Here is a 19,436-nt window from a genome sequence, read left to right as displayed (position 1 = left end):
TTCATCCACTTATGGAGTGCTAAATGGCTTGGAACGAGCCCGGTAACAAGGGTAATGATCCTTGGGGAAATAAAGGTGGTAACGACAAAGGACCACCGGACCTTGACGAGGTTTTTCGTAATCTTTCAAAGCGCTTTGGCGGCAAAGGAAATGGCTCAGGCCAGTCTTTTAGTTCGTTTAGCCTAATCATCATTCTTGCTGTTGCTGTAGTTGTTTGGGGACTTTCGGGTTTTTATACAATTAAAGAAGCTGAGCGTGGTGTGGCACTGCGATTTGGTAAACACGCTGGCGAAATTGGCCCTGGACTTCATTGGAAAGCCACATTTATCGACCAAATTTATCCCGTCGACATTCAATCGGTTCGCTCTATTCCTGCGTCTGGTAGCATGCTGACATCCGATGAAAACGTCGTGAAAGTTGAGCTTGATGTTCAGTATCGTATTTTAGATGCTTACTCATATCTATTTAGTGCCGTCGATGCGAACGCCAGTTTGCGTGAAGCGACTGACAGTGCACTGCGTTATGTCATTGGACATAACAAGATGGATGATATTCTGACTACGGGCCGTGATGCTATTCGTCGCGATACGTGGAAAGAGTTAGAGCGCATTCTTGAACCGTACAAATTGGGTCTTGCTGTTGTTGACGTTAACTTCTTACCGGCACGTCCGCCAGAAGAAGTGAAAGACGCCTTCGATGATGCGATTTCTGCCCAAGAAGATGAACAACGTTTTATTCGTGAAGCTGAAGCTTATGCCCGTGAAATTGAACCAAAAGCTCGTGGTGAAGTTGAACGTATGGCGCAACAAGCGAATGCTTATAAAGAGCGTGAAGTCTTAGAAGCTCGCGGTAAAGTGGCTCGTTTTGAGTTGTTATTACCAGAGTATCAAGCTGCGCCTGAAGTGACTCGTAAGCGTTTGTATCTTGATACAATGCAGCAAGTGATGACAGATACGAATAAAGTGCTGATTGATGCTAAGAACAACGGCAACTTAATGTACCTACCGCTAGATAAGTTAATTCAGCAGAAGCCTGCGACAAATGAGCTGGAAGCTAAGCCACAGCAAAATGTTAATTCTTCATCTGTATCAACGACTCGCGCGAATGAGCCTTTGAGTGGACGTCCATCCCGCGATGATCGTACTCGCCAAGGGAGGGAGTAATCCATGGGTAGATTAAGCGTTATTCTTATCGCCGTGCTCTTAGGTATTGGTTTGTCATCTTTAATGGTGGTGAATGAAGGCGAGCGCGCTATTGTGGCGCGTTTCGGTGAAATTTTAAAAGACGACGTTGACGGTAAGCAAGTCACCCGCGTCTACGGCCCAGGCCTGCACATGAAAGTGCCTGTGATCGATAAAGTAAAATTACTCGATGCCCGTATTCAGACACTCGATGGTGCAGCTGATCGTTTTGTGACTTCAGAGAAGAAAGACCTTATGGTCGATTCCTATGTGAAGTGGCGCATTATGGATTTCGAAAAATATTACCTGTCTACAAACGGTGGTATTAAGTCGAATGCAGAATCGCTATTACAACGTAAGATCAACAACGATTTACGCACAGAGTTTGGTCGTCGCACTATCAGAGAGATTGTTTCTGGTAAGCGTGATGAACTGCAAAATGATGCGTTATCCAATGCCTCAGAAAGTGCAAAAGACTTAGGTATTGAAGTTGTTGATGTGCGTGTAAAGCAAATCAATCTACCGGCTAACGTCAGTAACAGTATTTACCAGCGTATGCGTGCAGAGCGTCAAGCTGTTGCAAAAGAGCATAGAGCGCAAGGTAAAGAACAGTCTGAAATTATTCGTGCAACGATAGATGCCAATGTGACGGTGAAGATTGCCGAAGCTGAACGTAAAGCCTTAACCATTCGAGGTGAAGGAGATGCGTTAGCAGCGAAGATATATTCTGATGCTTACAACAAAGATGCTGAGTTCTTCGGTTTTGTTCGTAGCTTAGAGGCTTATCGAGCCAGCTTCTCAGGCAAGTCCGATATTATGGTGTTAGAGCCTGATAGCGAGTTCTTCAAGTATATGAAGAACACTGCACCTAAGAAGTAATACATTAAAAGTATTCATTTAATAGGTCCTGTTACTCAGGGCCTATTTTTTTATCTGACGATTGTTAACTTAGTTTGAAAAGTCTGGGCTAATTTATATTAGCGATGCATGCTTTATGCCGATATCACAGACAAGAAGCTTAAAATATGATCCAAATGAATTAAAATGGGTTAATAGTTGGGTCTTTTTTAGGCTTTTTTTAAAAAACACGCAATCTCCCTAACTTACTTGCGTGTTTTCACTATGATCTGCTTCTAATTTTTAGCTATAATGAGCCCCGCTTCAAACTTCGATTTTTGACCCTAGTGATGACTAAGGGCTGAAAGTCTTTGAAATATAAAAATTCCAACACCCTCTGGGAGATAAGTGGATGAGCAATGCGCCAGTCGATACCGGACGTCGCAGATTCCTGACAGCCGCAACCGCCGTAGTAGGTGGTGCTGGTGCCGTCGCTGTAGCGGTTCCTTTCATCAAGTCATGGAATCCGAGTGCCAAAGCGAAAGCTGCAGGTGCACCGGTCGAAGTAAATATCAGTAAAGTAGAGCCAGGTCAGCTGATCCGTGTTGAGTGGCGTGGAAAACCTGTATGGGTTGTCCGTCGCACAGATGCTGTGATCAATGAACTGCCAACACATGATGATAAGTTAAGAGATCCTGCTTCTGCTGAGATGCAGCAGCCTGATTATGCAACAAATCCTTTGCGCTCAATTAAGCCAGAGTATTTTATTGCTGTCGGTATTTGTACCCACCTCGGATGTTCACCTACTTATTTGCCAGATTCATTTGGTGAGCAAGTTGAAGGTGTCACTTCTGGTTTCTTCTGTCCATGTCATGGCTCTAAGTTCGATATGGCTGGTCGCGTTTTCCAAGGCGTACCAGCTCCATTGAACCTAGTTATCCCTCCACATCAATACGTTGATGATGGCACCGTGATTATCGGTGTAGATAAAGGAGTGGCGTAATGGTTAAGAATTTAATTAATTGGATTGATGCGCGTATCCCAATGACGGCGACTTATAACCGTCACGTGGGCCAATACGCTACGCCAACTAACTTTAACTTTTGGTATTTTTTCGGTTCGCTAGCGATGTTGGTATTGGTTAACCAATTACTGACAGGTATCTGGTTGACGATGAACTATGTACCAACAGCAGAAGGCGCATTTGCCTCTGTTGAATACATAATGCGTGATGTTGAATACGGTTGGTTGCTGCGTTATATGCACTCAACGGGTGCATCAGCCTTCTTCGTTGTGATCTATCTGCACATGTTCCGTGGTTTAATTTACGGTTCATATCAGAAGCCTAGAGAACTACTGTGGCTGTTCGGTATGTTAATTTTCCTCGTGTTGATGGCCGAAGCCTTTATGGGTTATTTGCTGCCATGGGGTCAAATGTCATATTGGGGTGCGCAGGTAATTATCTCTCTGTTCGGTGCGATTCCAGTTATTGGTGACGACTTAACCCTGTGGATCCGTGGTGACTACGTGATCTCTGGCGCAACGCTGAACCGTTTCTTTGCGCTGCACGTTATTGCTCTGCCGCTAGTATTAGTCGTACTCGTGTTTTTACACTTAATTGCGCTGCATGAAGTGGGTTCTAACAACCCTGACGGTATCGAAATCAAGAAGAACAAAGACGAAAATGGCTGGCCAGTTGACGGTATTCCATTCCACCCATATTACACTGTAAAAGACATTATGGGCGTCGCGGGCTTCCTGATAGTGTTCTGCTATGTGTTGTTCTTTATTCCTGAAGGTGGTGGTTACTTCCTTGAAAAGCCAAACTTTGAAGCGGCTAACTCGATGAAGACTCCTGAACACATTGCACCCGTTTGGTACTTCACTCCTTTTTACGCCATTTTACGTGCTGTGCCTGATAAATTGGGTGGCGTGATAATGATGGGTCTGTCGATTGCAGTACTGTTCGTATTGCCTTGGTTAGATCGCTGTAAAGTGAAGTCAGTTCGCTACCGTAGTACGCTACATAAGCTGAATATTGCTCAATTTGCTATATCTTTCATAGTATTGGGTTATTTAGGGGTAGTGCCTGCCACGCCGACGCTGACGATAGTTGCACAGGTGTTTACTTTCACTTACTTTGGTTTCTTTGTGGCGCTGTGGGTATACAGCAAGAATGAAAAAACTAAACCTGTTCCAGCGAGGTTGACACACTAATGAAAAAATTATTGATTGCATTAGTTACCTTGTTGCCGACGTTGGCTATGGCCGCGAGCGGACATAAAATTCATTTAGAAGATGCCAATGTTGATCTGCATGATAAAGCTTCTTTAGAGCGTGGTGTGGACCTGTTCCAACATTACTGTTCTGGTTGCCACAGCACTCAGTATCAACGTTATGAACGTGTAGCGACCGATATCGGTATCTCTGCGGATGATATGCGTAATAAGTATATGTTCACCGATGCTAAAATTGGTGAATTGATGCAAAACGCTATTCCACCTAAAGATGCTGCTAAATGGTTTGGTGCTACACCGCCAGACTTAACTTTAGTTGCTCGCGTGCGTGGTGAAGATTGGGTTTATTCCTATCTGAAAGGCTTCTATAAAGATCCAAGTCGCCCATTTGGTGTGAATAACACAGTATTCCCATCTGTTGGCATGCCACATGTACTCGAAGAGTTACAAGGCACACCAGTTAAACAAGAAGATGGCACTATTGTGGTGACTGGCGGTAAATTGAATGCGGAAGAATACGACCAAGCAGTACGTGATATCACTGGCTTCTTAGTTTATTCGGCTGAACCTGTTAAGCTAGAGCGTCAAGCTATGGGCTGGTGGGTACTCGGATTCCTATTTATATTCTTTATTGTGGCCTACCTCTTGAAGAAAGAGTATTGGAAAGATGTACACTAGGCACCAATAACGGGTAAAATGTAATATCCGCATAGTGTAAACGGGGGGCTTTGCCCCTCGTTTACTTTTGTTTTATTTCGATTCTGGAGGGTATCAATGGCTGTTGCTGCCAACAAACGCTCTATCATGACACTGTTTTCAGGTGCTGATGATCTGTATAGCCATCAAGTACGTATCGTGTTAGCTGAGAAAGGGGTTACTGTTGATGTTTTACAGGTCGACCCTAACGAAATGCCTGAGGATTTGCTCGAAGTAAATCCATATAACTCAGTGCCAACTTTGGTGGACCGTGAACTCGTTTTATACGAATCACGCATTATCATGGAATATTTGGATGAGCGTTTTCCTCATCCGCCTTTGATGCCAGTTTATCCAGTGTCTCGCGGCCAAAGCCGTTTGATGATGCATCGCATCGATACTGACTGGTATTCGCTCGTTGACCGTATCCGTAAAGGTGATCGTGTTGAAGCGGCTCGTAAAGAGTTGACTGAAAGCCTGATCGCAATTGCGCCTATCTTCGGTGAAGTGCCTTACTTCATGAGCGAAGAATTTGGTCTAGCGGATTGCTACCTTGGCCCATTGTTGTGGCGTTTACCTGTATTAGGTATTGAGCTAGATAGCCGTGTAGCTAAAGATATCAAAGCGTATATGACACGTATTTTTGAGCGTGAATCGTTTAAAGCTTCTTTAACTGAAGCCGAACGCGAAATGCGCATGGGTATGTAATGAAACCTTTGACTCCAAATCGTCCTTATTTACTAAGGGCTTACTATGATTGGTTGATGGACAACCAATTGACTCCTCACGTTGTGGTTGATGCCTTTGTTGAAGGCACTCAAGTACCGCAGCAATACGTGAAGGATGGCCAGATAGTGTTGAATATTGCTGCTGGCGCAGTGGGCAATTTGCAAATTAGCAATGAGTGTGTGGAGTTCAATGCGCGTTTTGGTGGTGTTCCTCAGCAGGTGATGTTGCCAATGGCGTCGATTGTTGCTATTTATGCCCGTGAAAACGGTGCTGGCACAGTCTTCGATATCGAAGATGCTTATCTGATGGACGATGAAGTCGATTCATCTTTATCCGTTGTTGAAACAACAGATAAAGCGTTTGAACCGACAGATGAGCCCCCTAAGCGCCGCAGTCATTTAACTGTGGTTAAATAACTGTGGTGAAATGCCCAAGTCGTTAAAAAACTAAGCCAGTCTAATGACTGGCTTTTTTGTCGCTGTATTTTATCGCCGTAATTGGTTAAACCTTAAGTACAAGGTGTGATAGCATTTGCGCCCGCATTCATCCGTTAGATATGCGTTACCTTTACCCATTTAGACCAATGGATCTTGTATGTTGCTAATGATCGATAATTACGACTCTTTCACCTTTAACTTAGTGCAGTATTTTCAGCAGCTAGGGCAAGAGATAGTGGTTAAGCGTAATGACGAAATTAGCCTAGCCGACATCGAGGCGCTTGCGCCTAGTCATCTGGTGATTTCGCCCGGACCTTGCACACCTAATGAGGCGGGGATCTCCCTCGCGGCGATTGAACATTTTGCTGCGCGCATGCCAATCTTAGGTGTCTGTTTAGGGCATCAGGCGATGGCACAGGTTTTTGGCGCCAATGTCGTGCGTGCCGAACGGGTAATGCATGGCAAGGTCAGTGCCATTACGCACACTGGACAGCGGTTATTTAAGGGATTAAATCAGCCTTTAACCGTGACACGTTATCACTCGTTACTGGTTGATGCTGTGCCTGAAGGTTTTGTACTCGATGCTTGGTTTGACGATGCAATTCACGGCCGAGAAATCATGGCCATGAGCCATCAAGACTTACCGCTTTATGGGGTGCAATTTCATCCCGAATCAATTCTCACCGAGCAAGGTCTCGAACTGTTAGCCAATTTTTTAGCGCAACCGGCTGTGCCCGTATAATTTCCTCGCCTTAAAAACTCTCCACACTATCAATTTCTGTTACAAGATTTATCCTTCTTTTAAGCAAGTTTAGCGATTAACTATGCTATAACTGCCGCAAAACTACGCGAATAGGCGAAACCAGCAGATAAGTAGACTGAGTCATTTAGCCATTGCGATAACAATAAAAGGAAGGATAAATGAGAAGCGTAATGCGAAATTTGGGTTTTAGTGCGTTAGCGGTTGCCGTATTGGCAGGGTGCGCAGCGACATCGACTGAAACTGCAACTCCCGTAATAGCTCCGCCAGCATTCCAAGTTCCCTTAGCCCAACCGCCACAAGTTTCACAGGCGCTTACGCTTAATCAAATTATGGCAAATCCTGATTGGATGGGGATCTTTGCCAAAGAGGCTTACTGGAGCGACGATAGCCAAAGCGTGCTGTTTGCCCGCCAAGCGAGTGCTTCACCTCTGCGTAGCTATTATCAGCAAGGCATCAATGACAGTCGCGCCGTAGAGCTAGCTCTCGATAAGTTACATGCCGCAGATCAGCATTTTGGTGTGTTTGATCGCACTAAGTCCCACAAGGCTTACCTATATCAAGGCAACATTTTTGTTAAGCAATTAAGCACGGGTAAAATCAGCCAACTGACTCGCCAGCGCACCGCCATCGATGGTGTGCGTTATCTCAATAATGGCGATATTGCCTATTGGCAGGGCGACAATGTTTTCCAAATTCATCAAGATTCAGGCTTAGTCGAGCAACTTGCTGAAATTAAAATGGCGAAAGCACCAGAAGCGGTAAAAGAGTCGACGTCTTATATTGCGAAACAACAGCACAGATTGATTCAGTATGTAGCGCTGCAGCAAGAAAATGCTAAAGCTAAAGCGCAGTACCAAGATGAATTACAAAAAAACGATCCAACGCTCGCCGCCAGCACTTGGTATTTAGGCGATAGCGAAGTGGTGTCAGAGCTGAGTTTATCACCTGATGGCCGCTATATTTTAGTCGCGCTTACAGATAAAAATTACACAGGTAGCAGCGAACACGACATCATGCCTAATTACTTAGGTAGTGAAGGTTATATCGACCCAGTGCCAGTGCGCGCGCGCGTGGCTGAAGATACGCCACCAGGGCAACGTTTTGTTGTGCTTGATTTAAACCAACATAAAAAAGTCGATATCACAATCGAGGGCCTTACTGGTTTTGATGAAGATGTGCTAGCCAAAGTGAAAGCTGAAAATGCTAAAGCGAAAGGCGAAACTTATCAAAGCACTAAATCGCCACGTAAAATTCAGTTGATGCAGGATTGGGGCTGGACTCAGAGTGCGATTCAATGGCATGAGTCGGAAAATAAATTAGCCCTGATGCTAGAAGCAACTGATAACAAAGATCGCTGGATCGCTAGTGTCGATCTTGCTAAGGGTAAATTTATTACCGAACATCGTTTACATGATGATGCATGGGTGAATTACGACTACAACCAATTCGGTTGGTTACCGGATACGGATACCTTGTATTACTTGTCAGAAGAGTCCGGTTATTCGCAGCTTTATATTAAAGCTCAAGGCGAAAAGCCGAGTGCGTTAACCCAAGGCAAGTTTGTGGTGAGTGATATTACGCTGTCACCGGATGCCAATTACATCTATTACAAAGCGAATCAGAGTCACCCCGGCATTTATAATGTTCACCGCGTGAATCTTGCCACAGGCAAAAATGAGCAATTAACTCAGTTGGATGGCAACTTAGATTACAGCTTAAGCCCCGATGGCACTCAGCTATTACTCAATGCCTCACGCCGCACACAGCCTAATGAACTTTATGTTCAACCCATTGGCGGCGAGTTAAAGCAGCTGACGTCTTATACCAGTGATGCCTTCAAAAATTACCCATGGCAAGCGCCAGAAGTGGTAGCTGTACCTTCAAATCATGGTGCTGGCAATGTGTACGCTCGAGTTTATCTGCCGCAAGGCTATGATAAGTCCCGCGCTGAGAAATATCCTGCGGTTATTTTCAATCACGGCGCAGGTTATCTGCAGAATGCCGATTATGGTTTTAGCGGTTATTTTCGCGAGTTTATGTTCCACAACCTGCTGACTCAACAAGGTTATGTTGTGATGGACATGGATTACCGTGGCTCTAAAGGTTACGGCCGAGATTGGCGCACCGCTATTTATCGCAATATGGGTCATCCAGAAGTGGAAGACTTAAAGGATGGCGTAACGTGGATGGCGACTCATACCCATGTCGATACTAAGCGTGTCGGTACTTATGGTGGCTCTTACGGTGGATTCTTAACGTTTATGTCTTTGTTTACCGCGCCGGACTTGTTCCAAGCTGGAGCTGCATTGCGTCCTGTGGCGGACTGGGCACATTATAATGCGCCTTATACCTCTAATATCTTAAATACGCCTGATGTCGATCCTATCGCCTATGAGCGCAGCTCTCCTATTGAGCATGCTCAAGGATTAACTAAACCACTGCTTATCATGAGTGGCGTAATGGATGACAACGTTTTCTTCCAAGACAGTGTGCGTATGGTACAGCGCCTCATTGAACTGGAAAAACCAACCTTTGAAATGGCGATTTATCCTGTTGAGCCCCATGGTTTCCGTCAACCTTCTAGCTGGTTAGATGAATACCGCCGCATCTATAAGTTATTTGAACAAGAACTCAAATAATTCAGTTCGATTTCTTTTAAAGGTCTCCTAGTCGAGGCCTTTTTATTGGGTAACTGATTAGGAAATATCCGATATAACTCTTTGTTTGCGTTCTGCGACTTTGCATTATTGCTAAGATTAAGTGTATGTGCTGAAATTGTAATGATTTTGAGAGTTTGATTGTGTTGACGTCACTCGGGCATTAGCGATATAGGAAAGATTTATAGTGGCGATTTCGGTTGCGGGCGGTGTAAGACCCGGCAAAATTATAGAGATAGAACATAGACTCTATCAACAATTGATCCTCGGAAAGCAAAAAGCGAGCCCGACTCTTTTGGATGAACTCGACCTTGAATTAGAGGCCGATGCAAATAAGTTAGATGTTGAACGCGAAGCCATTTTGGTGCGTTTGATGAAACAAATTAAAGCTAAAGAAGTGTTTGAAGCCGTATCGAGCCAGTTGCATGAAACTGTCATTAACGCCATCGAGCATCAACTCGCGTCCCCTGAATCTGTTCTGGCTAAGTCAGATATCAATGAGTCGCAAATCCTCTTGCTGGAATTATTGCTGGCAAAAAATCTCGATGCAACGCGATTAAGGCCACTGATCAGTAACTTAAGTTGGTTGTGCCGCGACTTAACCAACATGGTCAACAGCCCATCTTTTCGCGCTCGCCGGTCTCAGAGCTCAGATGTGCGGGTCACTGATATCAAATTAGTGATGAATTACATCGGTATCGAAAACCTTCGCACTATTATCCCTTACTTTTGTTTGCGAAATTGGCTTCCTAGTGGCAATGCTAAGTTGTTATGGACTACCCGTAAATTATGGCGCTACAGCATAGTCAGTGGCATAGCGGCAAATGCTTTAGCTCAGCTTCATAATACTGACTCAGCCTTGGTTTATAGTAGTGCCTTACTTAATCAGTTAGGCACATCCGTTGTATTGAGTTTAAGTGCCCGTTTATTCGACCAAACATGGGGATCTTGGATAAGAGAAGCCAGTAGCAGCCGTGATAAGGAAGTGTATGATGCGGTGATTGCCACTGAGTTTCCTGCTAAGGCCGTATTTGAACAAGTGCTAAGCCATGGTCTTAAACTTAATTGGCAATTATTAGAGTTACTTAAGTTTGAAGCGAGTCCCTTAACTCGGTTGTTAAAGGAGTTAGACCAAACCTTAAGCTATCGAGAATTGTCGCCTCAGTCGGCATTAGTCGCGCGGGCAAACTGTTATGCTAAGGTGGTATTGCTCGAAGAAATGCGTCAAATCGATCCCCAAGAAAAGCGCTTAATGTTTGATTATTATGAGTTAAATGAGCAAGAAGTACTGCGCTTAAAAGCACAAAATTATAGGAAGTTAGATCTGCTGTAATCCTCGGTCTGCTACGTAGCGCCATGATTGCGGCGTTTAAGTAGAGGAAGGGATATGCCAAGCTGGCAAGCATCTGTACTAAATACCATTTTATCCTATGTCGCTAGGCCATCCATCAGTCGTGGACAGGCCAAAATGCCCTTAGCGCAAGTGCGTGAAAAGTTGCTTGAGCTTGATAGACGTTGGCTCCCTTGGCCGGATAAGTTAGTCAGCGCTACCATCCCCTTACAACACTCAAACTTGTTACATTATGTGCTTCTCAACGAACCTTCTCGCCTTGGAAGTCTGTTTTATATCCGTGGCGGAGGCTTCTGTTTTAAAACGCCCCATGCCCATGCAAGATTGGTCGCAGATATCTGCCAGCGTTGTCAATTAGATGCTTATATTCCTGATTATCGTCTCTCTCCTGAGCATCCTTTCCCCGCGCCATTTGATGATGTGCTTGAAGCCTATAGGCGGTTAATTGAGCTGAAAGGCACGGGGAATTTGATCCTCATGGGTGACTCGGCGGGCGGCAATTTAGCCCTGAGCTTGTTGCTGGAATTAAAGCGTTTAGCCCTGCCTTTACCGACCGCCTGTATCTTGCTATCGCCCGCGTTAGACTTAGCACTTACGGGGGATACTGAGTTGATACTCGCAGCCGACGATCCCTTCTTTACCATAGAGGCATTGCTGCGCTTACGTGGCGCTTATCTTGCGGGGGCCGATCCTATGTCGGCAAAAGTGTCCCCCTTACAGGGAAACTTGGCAGACCTGCCGCCTATCTTAGTGATTGCGGGTACGCGGGAGTTATTATTACAGGATTCTGAACGTTTAGTCGCCCAAATAAAAGCCTGTGGTGGTGAGATAACGGGCTGCTTTTACCCTAACATGCCCCATGTGTTTCCTCTGTTCAATTTATTACCCGAAGCCCTTGAAGTGAGGTCGAAAATTGGCCATTTTGTGCTTTCACACTTGATTCGTTAAAATGGTGTAGTTATTCACATTCAGTGAATAGCTAGCAAAATGAGGGGTAAATAACTTTTTTCTGACTAATTATGCTGCAAGCCACGGGCTTAACCGCTTGTATAGTTCTTAAACTGCAATCTTTATGCACTTTGGGTGGAAGTGCGTGGATTGATGTTTGTGAAAAACTGGTATTTTGATCACATTTTCGCTAATAATGGTTATTAATAGACACAAGCAATCCCAGTATCACTAACTCTAGATAAAGATACCTATGGGACTCTGACGGTGCAAGGCGCCGTTACACAAACACAAAGGACGAAGAAGAATGAGCGTTGATATGAAGTTGGACCGTGCCCAGTTTGACGCAGTGATGGTGCCTAATTATGCGCCTGCTGCCGTGATCCCTGTTCGTGGCGAAGGAAGCCGAGTTTGGGACCAAGAGGGCAACGAGTTTATCGATTTTGCTGGCGGTATTGCGGTAAATTGCTTAGGTCACTGTCATCCAGCCCTTGTGAATGCCCTTAAGACACAAGGTGAAAAATTATGGCATCTGTCAAACGTAATGACGAATGAGCCAGCCTTAGCATTAGCGACTAAATTAGTTAATAGCACGTTTGCCGACAAAGTGTATTTTGCCAACTCTGGCGCCGAAGCCAACGAAGCCGCATTAAAACTTGCCCGTCGTTATGCCTTAGAAAAACATGGCGTTGAGAAAGATGAAATCATAGCGTTCGATAAAGCTTTCCACGGCCGTACATTCTTCACCGTCAGTGTCGGTGGACAAGCTGCCTATTCTGATGGTTTTGGTCCTAAGCCGCAGAGCATTACTCACCTGCCATTTAACGATGTTGCCGCCTTAGAAGCCGCAGTGACGGACAAAACCTGCGCCATCATGCTTGAGCCGCTGCAAGGCGAGGGCGGTATTATTGATGCCGATCCTGCATTCTTGAAAGCTGTGCGTGAACTGGCTAACAAGCACAATGCGCTAGTGATTTTTGATGAAGTGCAAACGGGTGTGGGCCGTACTGGTGAACTTTACGCTTACATGGGTACTGAAATCGTGCCTGACATTTTAACCACAGCTAAAGCACTCGGCGGTGGTTTCCCTATCGCAGCTATGCTGACAACCGCTGAGATTGCTGAACATCTAAAAGTGGGCACTCACGGTTCTACCTACGGTGGTAACCCATTAGCCTGCGCTATCGGTAATGCTGTGTTAGACGTAGTGAACACGCCTGAAGTGTTAGACGGCGTTAAACATCGCGAGCAGTTATTGCGCGATGGTTTGAACAAAATCAATGAAAAATATCATGTATTTTCAGAAGTCCGCGGTAAAGGTTTGCTCTTAGGTGCCGTTCTTAATGAACAATACCAAGGCCGTTCACGCGACTTCTTGGTGGCCTCTGTCGCTGAAGGCTTAATGAGCCTGATGGCGGGTGCTAATGTGGTACGTTTTGCTCCTTCTCTGGTGATCCCTGAGGCAGATATTGCTGAAGGTCTAGCTCGTTTTGAACGTGCTGTGGCGAGCATAGCTGCCGCCTAAATGACCAAAGGAGTGCTGAATTTATTCGCACTCCTTTTTTGTCAGGGAATACTTACGTGCATCACTGCCTGTCTTTTTGAAGAGAGGTGCCTTGATGCACGGTAAGCCAAAGTGAGGAGACACTAAGATGTTAATCATACGTCCTATTCAGGCTGGTGATTTTGAGGCCTTATATCAAATTGCCGAAGAGTCTGGTCATGGCTTTACGTCATTACCTGTGAATGCGGATCTGCTCAGACATAAAATTGCTCGAGCAGAAGCCTCATTCGTCAAAGCCGTAGAGACTCCCTTCGATGAAGGTTATCTAATGGTGTTGGAAGATACCGATACCCGTGAAGTGGTGGGAACGTGCGCCATCGAAGCGGCGGTGGGAATGGAAGATGCGTTCTACCATTATCGACTCGGTACCGAAGTCTATCATTCTGAACAAATTGATGTGCGTAACGAGGTCGAAACACTCACCCTTTGCCATGATTACACTGGCGCCGCCGAAATGTGCACCCTGTTTTTGCGTGAAGCGTATCGCAAGGGCAACAATGGCCGCATGTTATCCCGCAGTCGCTTTCTGTTTTTGGCGCAACATGCAAAGCGTTTTGGCGAAACTGTGATTGCCGAAATGCGCGGTGTAAGCGACGCCGAGGGGCATTCACCTTTTTATGGTTGGTTGCAAAAACACTTTTTGGGCATAGATTTTATTCAGGCGGATTATCTTTCTGGCTTAGGTAAAAAGGCATTTATGGCCGAAATGATGCCACGAAATCCTGTCTATGTTTGTCTGTTGCCGGAAGAAGCGCAGAAAGTGATTGGCGAAGTGCATACCAATACCCGTCCGGCATTAAGTCTGCTGCAGGCCGAAGGTTTTAGATGCCGCGGTTACGTGGATATTTTTGATGGTGGTCCAACGGTAGAGTGTCGTTTATCGGACATTCGCGGCGTGCGTGAAAGTCGTTTATTGACCGTCGATATTGGTGACATGGTCGAAGCCGACACTCAATTTATTATCTCAAATACCCAATTAGCCAATTACCGAGCGACGTCTGCTGCACTGGCCGTGGACGACAAATCCGAACACATCATTATCAGCCCTGAGCTGGCAGCGGGTTTGTTACTCGCAAAAGGCGATCAAATCCGTATTTTGGCAATGTAGGAATAACAAATGACACATTATATTCAAGGTCAGTGGCATGCTGGCAAAGGTCATGACGTGACCTCAATTAACCCTGCCAATGCACAATCTATTTGGACTGGTAAAACGGCCACTGCAGAACAAGTTAATGCCGCCGTTGATGCTGCGCGCGCCGCACAGTTTGATTGGTTTATGTTAGGTTTTGATGCGCGTTTAGCCATAGTTGAAGCGTATCGCAGCCAACTCGAAGCCAATAAAGCGGAACTAGCAGAAACGATTGCCCAAGAAACTGGTAAACCTCAGTGGGAAACCGCGACTGAAGTCGGTGCCATGATAGGCAAAATTGCTTTATCGGCTGCGGCTTACAATAAACGTACGGGCACAGAAGCCAACGATACGCCAGCAGGACGTGCGGTTATCCGCCATAAGCCCCACGGTGTTGTGGCGGTGTTCGGTCCTTACAACTTCCCTGGTCATTTGCCGAACGGCCACATAGTCCCTGCGCTGCTGGCGGGGAATACCGTGATTTTCAAACCTTCAGAGCTCACGCCTAAAGTCGCTGAGCTGATGGTTAGCCTATGGGATAAAGCGGGTCTGCCTGCTGGCGTGCTTAACTTAGTTCAAGGTGAGGTGGATACGGGTAAGGCACTGGCTTCTCACCCGCAGCTCGATGGTCTGTTCTTTACTGGCAGCTCACGCACAGGTCATTTTTTACATCAACAATATGCCGGTCATCCGGGCAAGATTTTAGCACTTGAGATGGGGGGTAATAACCCACTGATCATCAAAGGTGTGCAGGATATTAAGGCCGCAGTGCACGATATTTTGCAGTCGGCTTATATTTCATCTGGCCAACGTTGCACTTGTGCGCGCCGTTTATACGTCGAGCAAGGCGAGCAGGGCGATGCGCTGATTGCCATGTTAGTCGATGCGGTTAAACAGATTAAAGTCGGTCCTTGGAATGCGCAGCCACAACCTTTTATGGGCTCAATGATTTCTGAAACTGCCGCTAAGGGTATGGTTGCGGCGCAGGCGAATCTGTTGAACTTAGGCGGCGTGTCTTTGGTCGAGTTGACCCATCTAGAAGCGGGTACAGGCTTAGTGTCTCCTGGCCTTATCGATGTGACAGCGATCGATGCATTGCCGGATGAAGAATACTTCGGACCTCTACTGCAGCTGGTGCGTTACAGTGATTTTGATCAAGCGATCAAATTGGCTAACCAAACGCGTTACGGCTTGTCTGCGGGATTACTTGCCGATAGCCGTGAAGATTATGATTATTTCCTCGCGCGTATTCGTGCTGGCATTGTTAACTGGAACAAACAAATCACTGGCGCATCGGGCGCGGCACCTTTTGGTGGTGTTGGGGCTTCGGGTAACCACAGAGCGAGTGCTTTCTATGCCGCCGATTACTGTGCTTATCCGGTCGCTTCGGTCGAGGCTGATGCCGTGAGTTTACCCGCGACATTAAGCCCAGGTTTGAGCTTGTAAGCGGGTAGGGATTTGACTTTTATGCGGTAAAGAATATGTGGGAAAGAGGAGGAAGGACTAATGTTCTTCCTTTTTAATAACAAGCAGTGACGTTACTTAAGTTTCTACTGTGGGTATGTGTGACGCTGCAACAGTGGCATTTAGGTCGTTACATTTAGTGTTTGCGGCAAAATAACAGCAATAACCGCAGCACAATAAAAGGAGTTTTTATGCATACCGACATCAACGCGTTATTTGCCGCTCTGTGGCAAGACTATATTCAAATGACCCCTTCAGCGGCAAAAGTGCACGCTTTGTTGGGTCATGGTAAGCCGATCATCAACGACCATATTGCCCTGCGTACTTTCAATATCGCTAAGGTGAATTTGGACGTACTGGCTAAGCATTTCACTTCATTAGGTTATGTACCTTGCGGTGATTATAAGTTTGAACAGAAAAAACTGATCGCTAAGCATTTTGAACATCCAGACTCGACTCAGCCTAAAGTGTTTATCTCTGAGCTGTTAGTTGAAGAATTTAGCCCTGCGCTGCAAGACACCATTCGAGGCTTAATCGCCCAAGTGGATGCTGCAGCGACGACCGCTGACAACTTTATTTACTCAGGCCGTCATTGGTCTTTAGATGCTAAAACCTATCAGGACTTATTAACTGAGAGTGAATATGCAGCTTGGGTAGCGGCTTTTGGTTATCGCGCTAACCATTTCACTGTGTCTATCAATCACCTCGACGGTTTTGAGACTTTAGAGTCAGTGAATGATGCTCTGAAGCAAGCGGGCTTTGTGCTCAATAGTTCAGGTGGCGAGATCAAAGGTTCGCCAGAAGTCTTGTTAGAACAATCGTCGACTATGGCCGATAAGATTGGTGTTGAATTTACTGACGCGACAGTGGAAATCCCAAGCTGTTTCTATGAGTTTGCGCTACGTTATCCTATGGCTAATGGCGAGCTCTACACCGGCTTTGTGGCGGCGTCTGCCGACAAGATTTTTGAAAGCACCAATGTGAATAAAGTCTAACGTCCTCAAATTGCTTTCTGCATAAAAAAACGCCATCAATTCGATGGCGTTTTTTATGGATATTTCAAACAAGGCATTTAATACGATTGGCATAACCCGGGGCTAGCTAAAGGTCAGCTCGATCCTCAATCCACCTAAGCGAGTGCTGTGATTAAACTGCAGTTCAATCTCGTATTGCTCGGCAATTTCTTTTACTATTGATAATCCTAAACCGTGACCCATCACAGACTCATCAAGCCTTGTTCCTCTTTGTGTGAGCTTATCTAGCTCATCATCAGCAACCCCTGGACCATCATCATCAATACAAAGGCAGAGACGCTCTTGTTGACGCGATAGCTGAATGCTGACTCGGCTCTGGGCCCATTTAAAGGCGTTGTCTAGCAGGTTGCCTAATAGCTCCATGCCATCTTCCCTGTGAATCGGCAGTCTGAGAATGTTGGGATCGAGTTCGAAATCGCATTCAATGGATTTGTTGCGGTGAACCTTATTTAGCGTGTTGGCTAGGCTATGTAAATCCCTAGGGATCACCAATTGCGCAGCGGGGAGCATGTCGCCAGTGATCCTCGCGGCAGCCAGTTTACGCTCGACCATCTTGTGAATCGAATCAAGTTGCTGCTGCAGGGCAATGGCAGTTTCAGGATCTTTGAGGCCAAGAGCTTCAACCTGTTGCTGCATCACGGCAAGTGGCGTTTTGAGCCCATGGCTCAAATTACCTAAGTTATTGCGGCTACGTTCAATTTGCTTGGCAGTGTACTCAAGTAGTTCATTATAGGTTTTTGCTAATGGTTGTACTTCAGGGGGAATATTATTGAGCTCCAGCGCGTTAATTTCCCCTTGTCTTAGCCGAGAAAGTGCGTGCTGTATGTGCTTAACTGGCTTAAAGGATTGACGTAGGATCAAGAATATCCCCGCGATCATAGCAACTAACATCGCCAGATTGACACCAAGCTTAGTGCCATAAACCTCGCTAAACACACGTCTACCGATACTCAAATCTTGCGCAACGGTTAAGGTGGCGCTGACATTGGCACTGCTGGAATTTAACCCTAATGATAACAACTGCATATCGTTATTTTTTGGCCCTTTAGCTTGCCAGACGCGGGTTTGATTTGGTGCCAGTGGCTCAATATCTAACTGCATATCCCACAGGGAGCGTGAGCGAATCACTTCATTTGGTAGGTTAAGCTGAAAATAACGGCCTGAATAGGCGGGCTTGTAGAAACTGGAAAGCTGGCTTTGATCTATGCTGATCTCCCCATCATGGATATGGGTTGCCAGCATGATATGTTCGAGATCTTCTTCTAAGCGATTGATAATAGAGTCGTGGAAGGCCTGACGTAGCATGGACTCAAACAGTATCAGTCCAATCACAGTACCTAACACGAGTAAGCCAGTTAACCATAAACTGAGCTTAGTGCGGATCGAGATCATTCAATAATGCCGTGGAAGATGTAACCTTGGCCGCGACGGGTTTCGATCGTGGTTTTACCCAGTTTCTTGCGTAGATGGGTGACATAAACCTCGACCACATTACTCTCTTTTTCATCGTCAAACTGATAGAGCTTATCGGTTAGCTGCGTCTTAGATAACAGCTTCTTAGGTGACATGAGGAAGATTTTTAACAGCCTAAATTCCATTGCTGTGAGTTCATACAGCTGCTCGGCCACTTTTACTGTTTGCTCTGCTTCATCTAAAACCACGCCACCATAACTCAATTGTTTACTTGAGGTGTTTAGACGACCATGTGCACGGTGGATTAAAGCTTGGATTCGGGCCAATAATTCCTGGGCGTGGAAAGGTTTACCTAAGTAATCGTCGGCGCCAGCATTAAAACCTTCTACTTTTTCATGCCATTGGCTGCGGGCCGTCAGCATGATGACTGGAGTGCTGATCCCTTGATTTCGCCAGCCTTCGAGCAGTTCGAGGCCGTTGCCATCGGGCAAACCTATGTCTAAGATTACGCAATCGTATTGGGTTTCTTTGATCAGATAATCGGCTTCAAGCGCTTTGTCTGTAATATCGGTTACATAGCCAGCGAGTTTGAGTTGTTTCTCCAGCTCGGTGACTAGCATTGGGTTATCTTCAACGAGTAACAGTTTCATGTTTTCGACATTCGCTCGGTAGTGCTATTGATTGATCGGCTTGACCATTAGTTGCATCAATACTGAGATTAACGATTTGGCCACGCTGAACTTTGATTTGCAAATCATAGCGCCATTTATGATCTTCTTGATAGAGATGAGCATCAATTAGTTCACCTTGGCAAAATTGGTTCACTACGGCGAGTGTACCGTTTAAGGACAATATTTGCCCAGAGTTAACTAACGCCTTGGCTTGATAATGTTCTAATTCAATAGGTTCGGCATGCAAGATTATTGGATGCACCAGCGTGAATAGGCTGAAAAAACAGATTAAAAACAGCCGTTTCATTTGAGCTCCCCAATA

18 protein-coding genes are annotated in these 19,436 nt (G+C 45.7%); 15 read left to right on the top strand and 3 right to left on the bottom strand.

The features are described from left to right. Positions 1-23: 23 nt before the first annotated feature. The 15 genes from hflK (at position 24) to L5L98_RS07670 (ending at position 16,991) form a co-directional block, all read left to right on the top strand. A complete protein-coding gene (gene hflK / locus L5L98_RS07740; protein WP_028761770.1) occupies positions 24-1,163 on the top strand; it encodes an FtsH protease activity modulator HflK in 1,140 nt (379 codons plus the stop codon). Positions 1,164-1,166: 3 nt separating this feature from the next. After that, positions 1,167-2,060: a protease modulator HflC gene (hflC, locus tag L5L98_RS07735; protein WP_263139777.1), complete on the top strand. Its 894-nt coding sequence runs from the start codon at positions 1,167-1,169 to the stop codon at positions 2,058-2,060. 370 nt (positions 2,061-2,430) lie between these two features. Continuing rightward, the gene (gene petA / locus L5L98_RS07730; RefSeq protein ID WP_006080059.1) at positions 2,431-3,021 is read left to right on the top strand and encodes a ubiquinol-cytochrome c reductase iron-sulfur subunit; all 591 of its coding nucleotides are present in this window, start codon (positions 2,431-2,433) and stop codon (positions 3,019-3,021) included. Then, on the top strand, positions 3,021-4,235 hold the full coding sequence (locus L5L98_RS07725; RefSeq protein ID WP_105250274.1) for a cytochrome b: 1,215 nt from the start codon (positions 3,021-3,023) through the stop codon (positions 4,233-4,235). Before petA ends, L5L98_RS07725 begins: the two co-directional genes overlap by 1 nt. Beyond that, positions 4,235-4,933 (top strand): cytochrome c1, encoded by a 699-nt coding sequence (locus tag L5L98_RS07720; protein WP_105250273.1) that lies wholly within the window; start codon positions 4,235-4,237, stop codon positions 4,931-4,933. The genes L5L98_RS07725 and L5L98_RS07720 overlap by 1 nt, the downstream gene beginning before the upstream one ends. A gap of 96 nt (positions 4,934-5,029) precedes the next feature. Continuing rightward, entirely contained in the window at positions 5,030-5,659 is a 630-nt protein-coding gene (gene sspA, locus L5L98_RS07715; RefSeq protein ID WP_006080065.1) for a stringent starvation protein SspA, read from the top strand. Beyond that, positions 5,659-6,096: a ClpXP protease specificity-enhancing factor gene (locus L5L98_RS07710; protein WP_105250272.1), complete on the top strand. Its 438-nt coding sequence runs from the start codon at positions 5,659-5,661 to the stop codon at positions 6,094-6,096. Before sspA ends, L5L98_RS07710 begins: the two co-directional genes overlap by 1 nt. Before the next feature lie 178 nt (positions 6,097-6,274). Next, positions 6,275-6,859: an anthranilate synthase component II gene (locus L5L98_RS07705; RefSeq protein WP_263139776.1), complete on the top strand. Its 585-nt coding sequence runs from the start codon at positions 6,275-6,277 to the stop codon at positions 6,857-6,859. A gap of 179 nt (positions 6,860-7,038) precedes the next feature. Next, positions 7,039-9,519, top strand: a complete 2,481-nt coding sequence (locus tag L5L98_RS07700; RefSeq protein WP_263139775.1) for a prolyl oligopeptidase family serine peptidase — start codon at positions 7,039-7,041, stop codon at positions 9,517-9,519. A gap of 205 nt (positions 9,520-9,724) precedes the next feature. Next, positions 9,725-10,870, top strand: coding sequence for an HDOD domain-containing protein (locus L5L98_RS07695; RefSeq protein ID WP_263139774.1), 1,146 nt, complete (start codon positions 9,725-9,727; stop codon positions 10,868-10,870). Positions 10,871-10,924: 54 nt separating this feature from the next. Further along, on the top strand, positions 10,925-11,836 hold the full coding sequence (locus tag L5L98_RS07690) for an alpha/beta hydrolase (protein WP_263139772.1): 912 nt from the start codon (positions 10,925-10,927) through the stop codon (positions 11,834-11,836). A gap of 307 nt (positions 11,837-12,143) precedes the next feature. After that, positions 12,144-13,361: an aspartate aminotransferase family protein gene (locus L5L98_RS07685; RefSeq protein WP_105250267.1), complete on the top strand. Its 1,218-nt coding sequence runs from the start codon at positions 12,144-12,146 to the stop codon at positions 13,359-13,361. Positions 13,362-13,488: 127 nt separating this feature from the next. Next, positions 13,489-14,508 (top strand): arginine N-succinyltransferase, encoded by a 1,020-nt coding sequence (gene astA, locus L5L98_RS07680; RefSeq protein WP_105250266.1) that lies wholly within the window; start codon positions 13,489-13,491, stop codon positions 14,506-14,508. Positions 14,509-14,517: 9 nt separating this feature from the next. After that, the gene (gene astD / locus L5L98_RS07675) at positions 14,518-15,978 is read left to right on the top strand and encodes a succinylglutamate-semialdehyde dehydrogenase (RefSeq protein WP_173247537.1); all 1,461 of its coding nucleotides are present in this window, start codon (positions 14,518-14,520) and stop codon (positions 15,976-15,978) included. A gap of 209 nt (positions 15,979-16,187) precedes the next feature. Further along, positions 16,188-16,991 (top strand): DUF1338 domain-containing protein, encoded by an 804-nt coding sequence (locus L5L98_RS07670; RefSeq protein ID WP_173496276.1) that lies wholly within the window; start codon positions 16,188-16,190, stop codon positions 16,989-16,991. A gap of 102 nt (positions 16,992-17,093) precedes the next feature. Here the strand turns inward: L5L98_RS07670 and L5L98_RS07665 are convergent, their stop codons facing one another. The 3 genes from L5L98_RS07665 to L5L98_RS07655 are packed head-to-tail and all read right to left on the bottom strand — an operon-like array spanning position 17,094 to position 19,421. Next, positions 17,094-18,422: an ATP-binding protein gene (locus tag L5L98_RS07665; protein WP_131523982.1), complete on the bottom strand. Its 1,329-nt coding sequence runs from the start codon at positions 18,420-18,422 to the stop codon at positions 17,094-17,096. Beyond that, on the bottom strand, positions 18,419-19,093 hold the full coding sequence (locus tag L5L98_RS07660) for a response regulator transcription factor (protein ID WP_131523983.1): 675 nt from the start codon (positions 19,091-19,093) through the stop codon (positions 18,419-18,421). Before L5L98_RS07660 ends, L5L98_RS07665 begins: the two co-directional genes overlap by 4 nt. Beyond that, positions 19,074-19,421 carry a PepSY domain-containing protein gene (locus L5L98_RS07655; RefSeq protein ID WP_105250261.1) on the bottom strand — a complete coding sequence of 116 codons (348 nt, stop codon included), beginning with the start codon at positions 19,419-19,421 and terminating at the stop codon, positions 19,074-19,076. The genes L5L98_RS07660 and L5L98_RS07655 overlap by 20 nt, the downstream gene beginning before the upstream one ends. Positions 19,422-19,436: the final 15 nt, after the last annotated feature.

The organism is Shewanella sp. SM23, assembly GCF_025654295.1.
Lineage (GTDB): Bacteria > Pseudomonadota > Gammaproteobacteria > Enterobacterales > Shewanellaceae > Shewanella > Shewanella oncorhynchi.
This window is presented reverse-complemented; position numbering and strand designations above follow the sequence as displayed.

Excerpts from the sequence above, each read along its gene's own strand:
- hflK (WP_028761770.1), top strand. The coding sequence starts at position 24 with ATGGCTTGGAACGAGCCCGGTAACAAGGGTAATGATCCTTGGGGAAAT.
- hflC (WP_263139777.1), top strand. The coding sequence starts at position 1,167 with ATGGGTAGATTAAGCGTTATTCTTATCGCCGTGCTCTTAGGTATTGGT.
- petA (WP_006080059.1), top strand. The coding sequence starts at position 2,431 with ATGAGCAATGCGCCAGTCGATACCGGACGTCGCAGATTCCTGACAGCC.
- L5L98_RS07725 (WP_105250274.1), top strand. The coding sequence starts at position 3,021 with ATGGTTAAGAATTTAATTAATTGGATTGATGCGCGTATCCCAATGACG.
- L5L98_RS07720 (WP_105250273.1), top strand. The coding sequence starts at position 4,235 with ATGAAAAAATTATTGATTGCATTAGTTACCTTGTTGCCGACGTTGGCT.
- sspA (WP_006080065.1), top strand. The coding sequence starts at position 5,030 with ATGGCTGTTGCTGCCAACAAACGCTCTATCATGACACTGTTTTCAGGT.
- L5L98_RS07710 (WP_105250272.1), top strand. The coding sequence starts at position 5,659 with ATGAAACCTTTGACTCCAAATCGTCCTTATTTACTAAGGGCTTACTAT.
- L5L98_RS07705 (WP_263139776.1), top strand. The coding sequence starts at position 6,275 with ATGTTGCTAATGATCGATAATTACGACTCTTTCACCTTTAACTTAGTG.
- L5L98_RS07700 (WP_263139775.1), top strand. The coding sequence starts at position 7,039 with ATGAGAAGCGTAATGCGAAATTTGGGTTTTAGTGCGTTAGCGGTTGCC.
- L5L98_RS07690 (WP_263139772.1), top strand. The coding sequence starts at position 10,925 with ATGCCAAGCTGGCAAGCATCTGTACTAAATACCATTTTATCCTATGTC.
- L5L98_RS07685 (WP_105250267.1), top strand. The coding sequence starts at position 12,144 with ATGAGCGTTGATATGAAGTTGGACCGTGCCCAGTTTGACGCAGTGATG.
- astA (WP_105250266.1), top strand. The coding sequence starts at position 13,489 with ATGTTAATCATACGTCCTATTCAGGCTGGTGATTTTGAGGCCTTATAT.
- astD (WP_173247537.1), top strand. The coding sequence starts at position 14,518 with ATGACACATTATATTCAAGGTCAGTGGCATGCTGGCAAAGGTCATGAC.
- L5L98_RS07670 (WP_173496276.1), top strand. The coding sequence starts at position 16,188 with ATGCATACCGACATCAACGCGTTATTTGCCGCTCTGTGGCAAGACTAT.
- L5L98_RS07665 (WP_131523982.1), bottom strand. The coding sequence starts at position 18,422 with ATGATCTCGATCCGCACTAAGCTCAGTTTATGGTTAACTGGCTTACTC.
- L5L98_RS07660 (WP_131523983.1), bottom strand. The coding sequence starts at position 19,093 with ATGAAACTGTTACTCGTTGAAGATAACCCAATGCTAGTCACCGAGCTG.
- L5L98_RS07655 (WP_105250261.1), bottom strand. The coding sequence starts at position 19,421 with ATGAAACGGCTGTTTTTAATCTGTTTTTTCAGCCTATTCACGCTGGTG.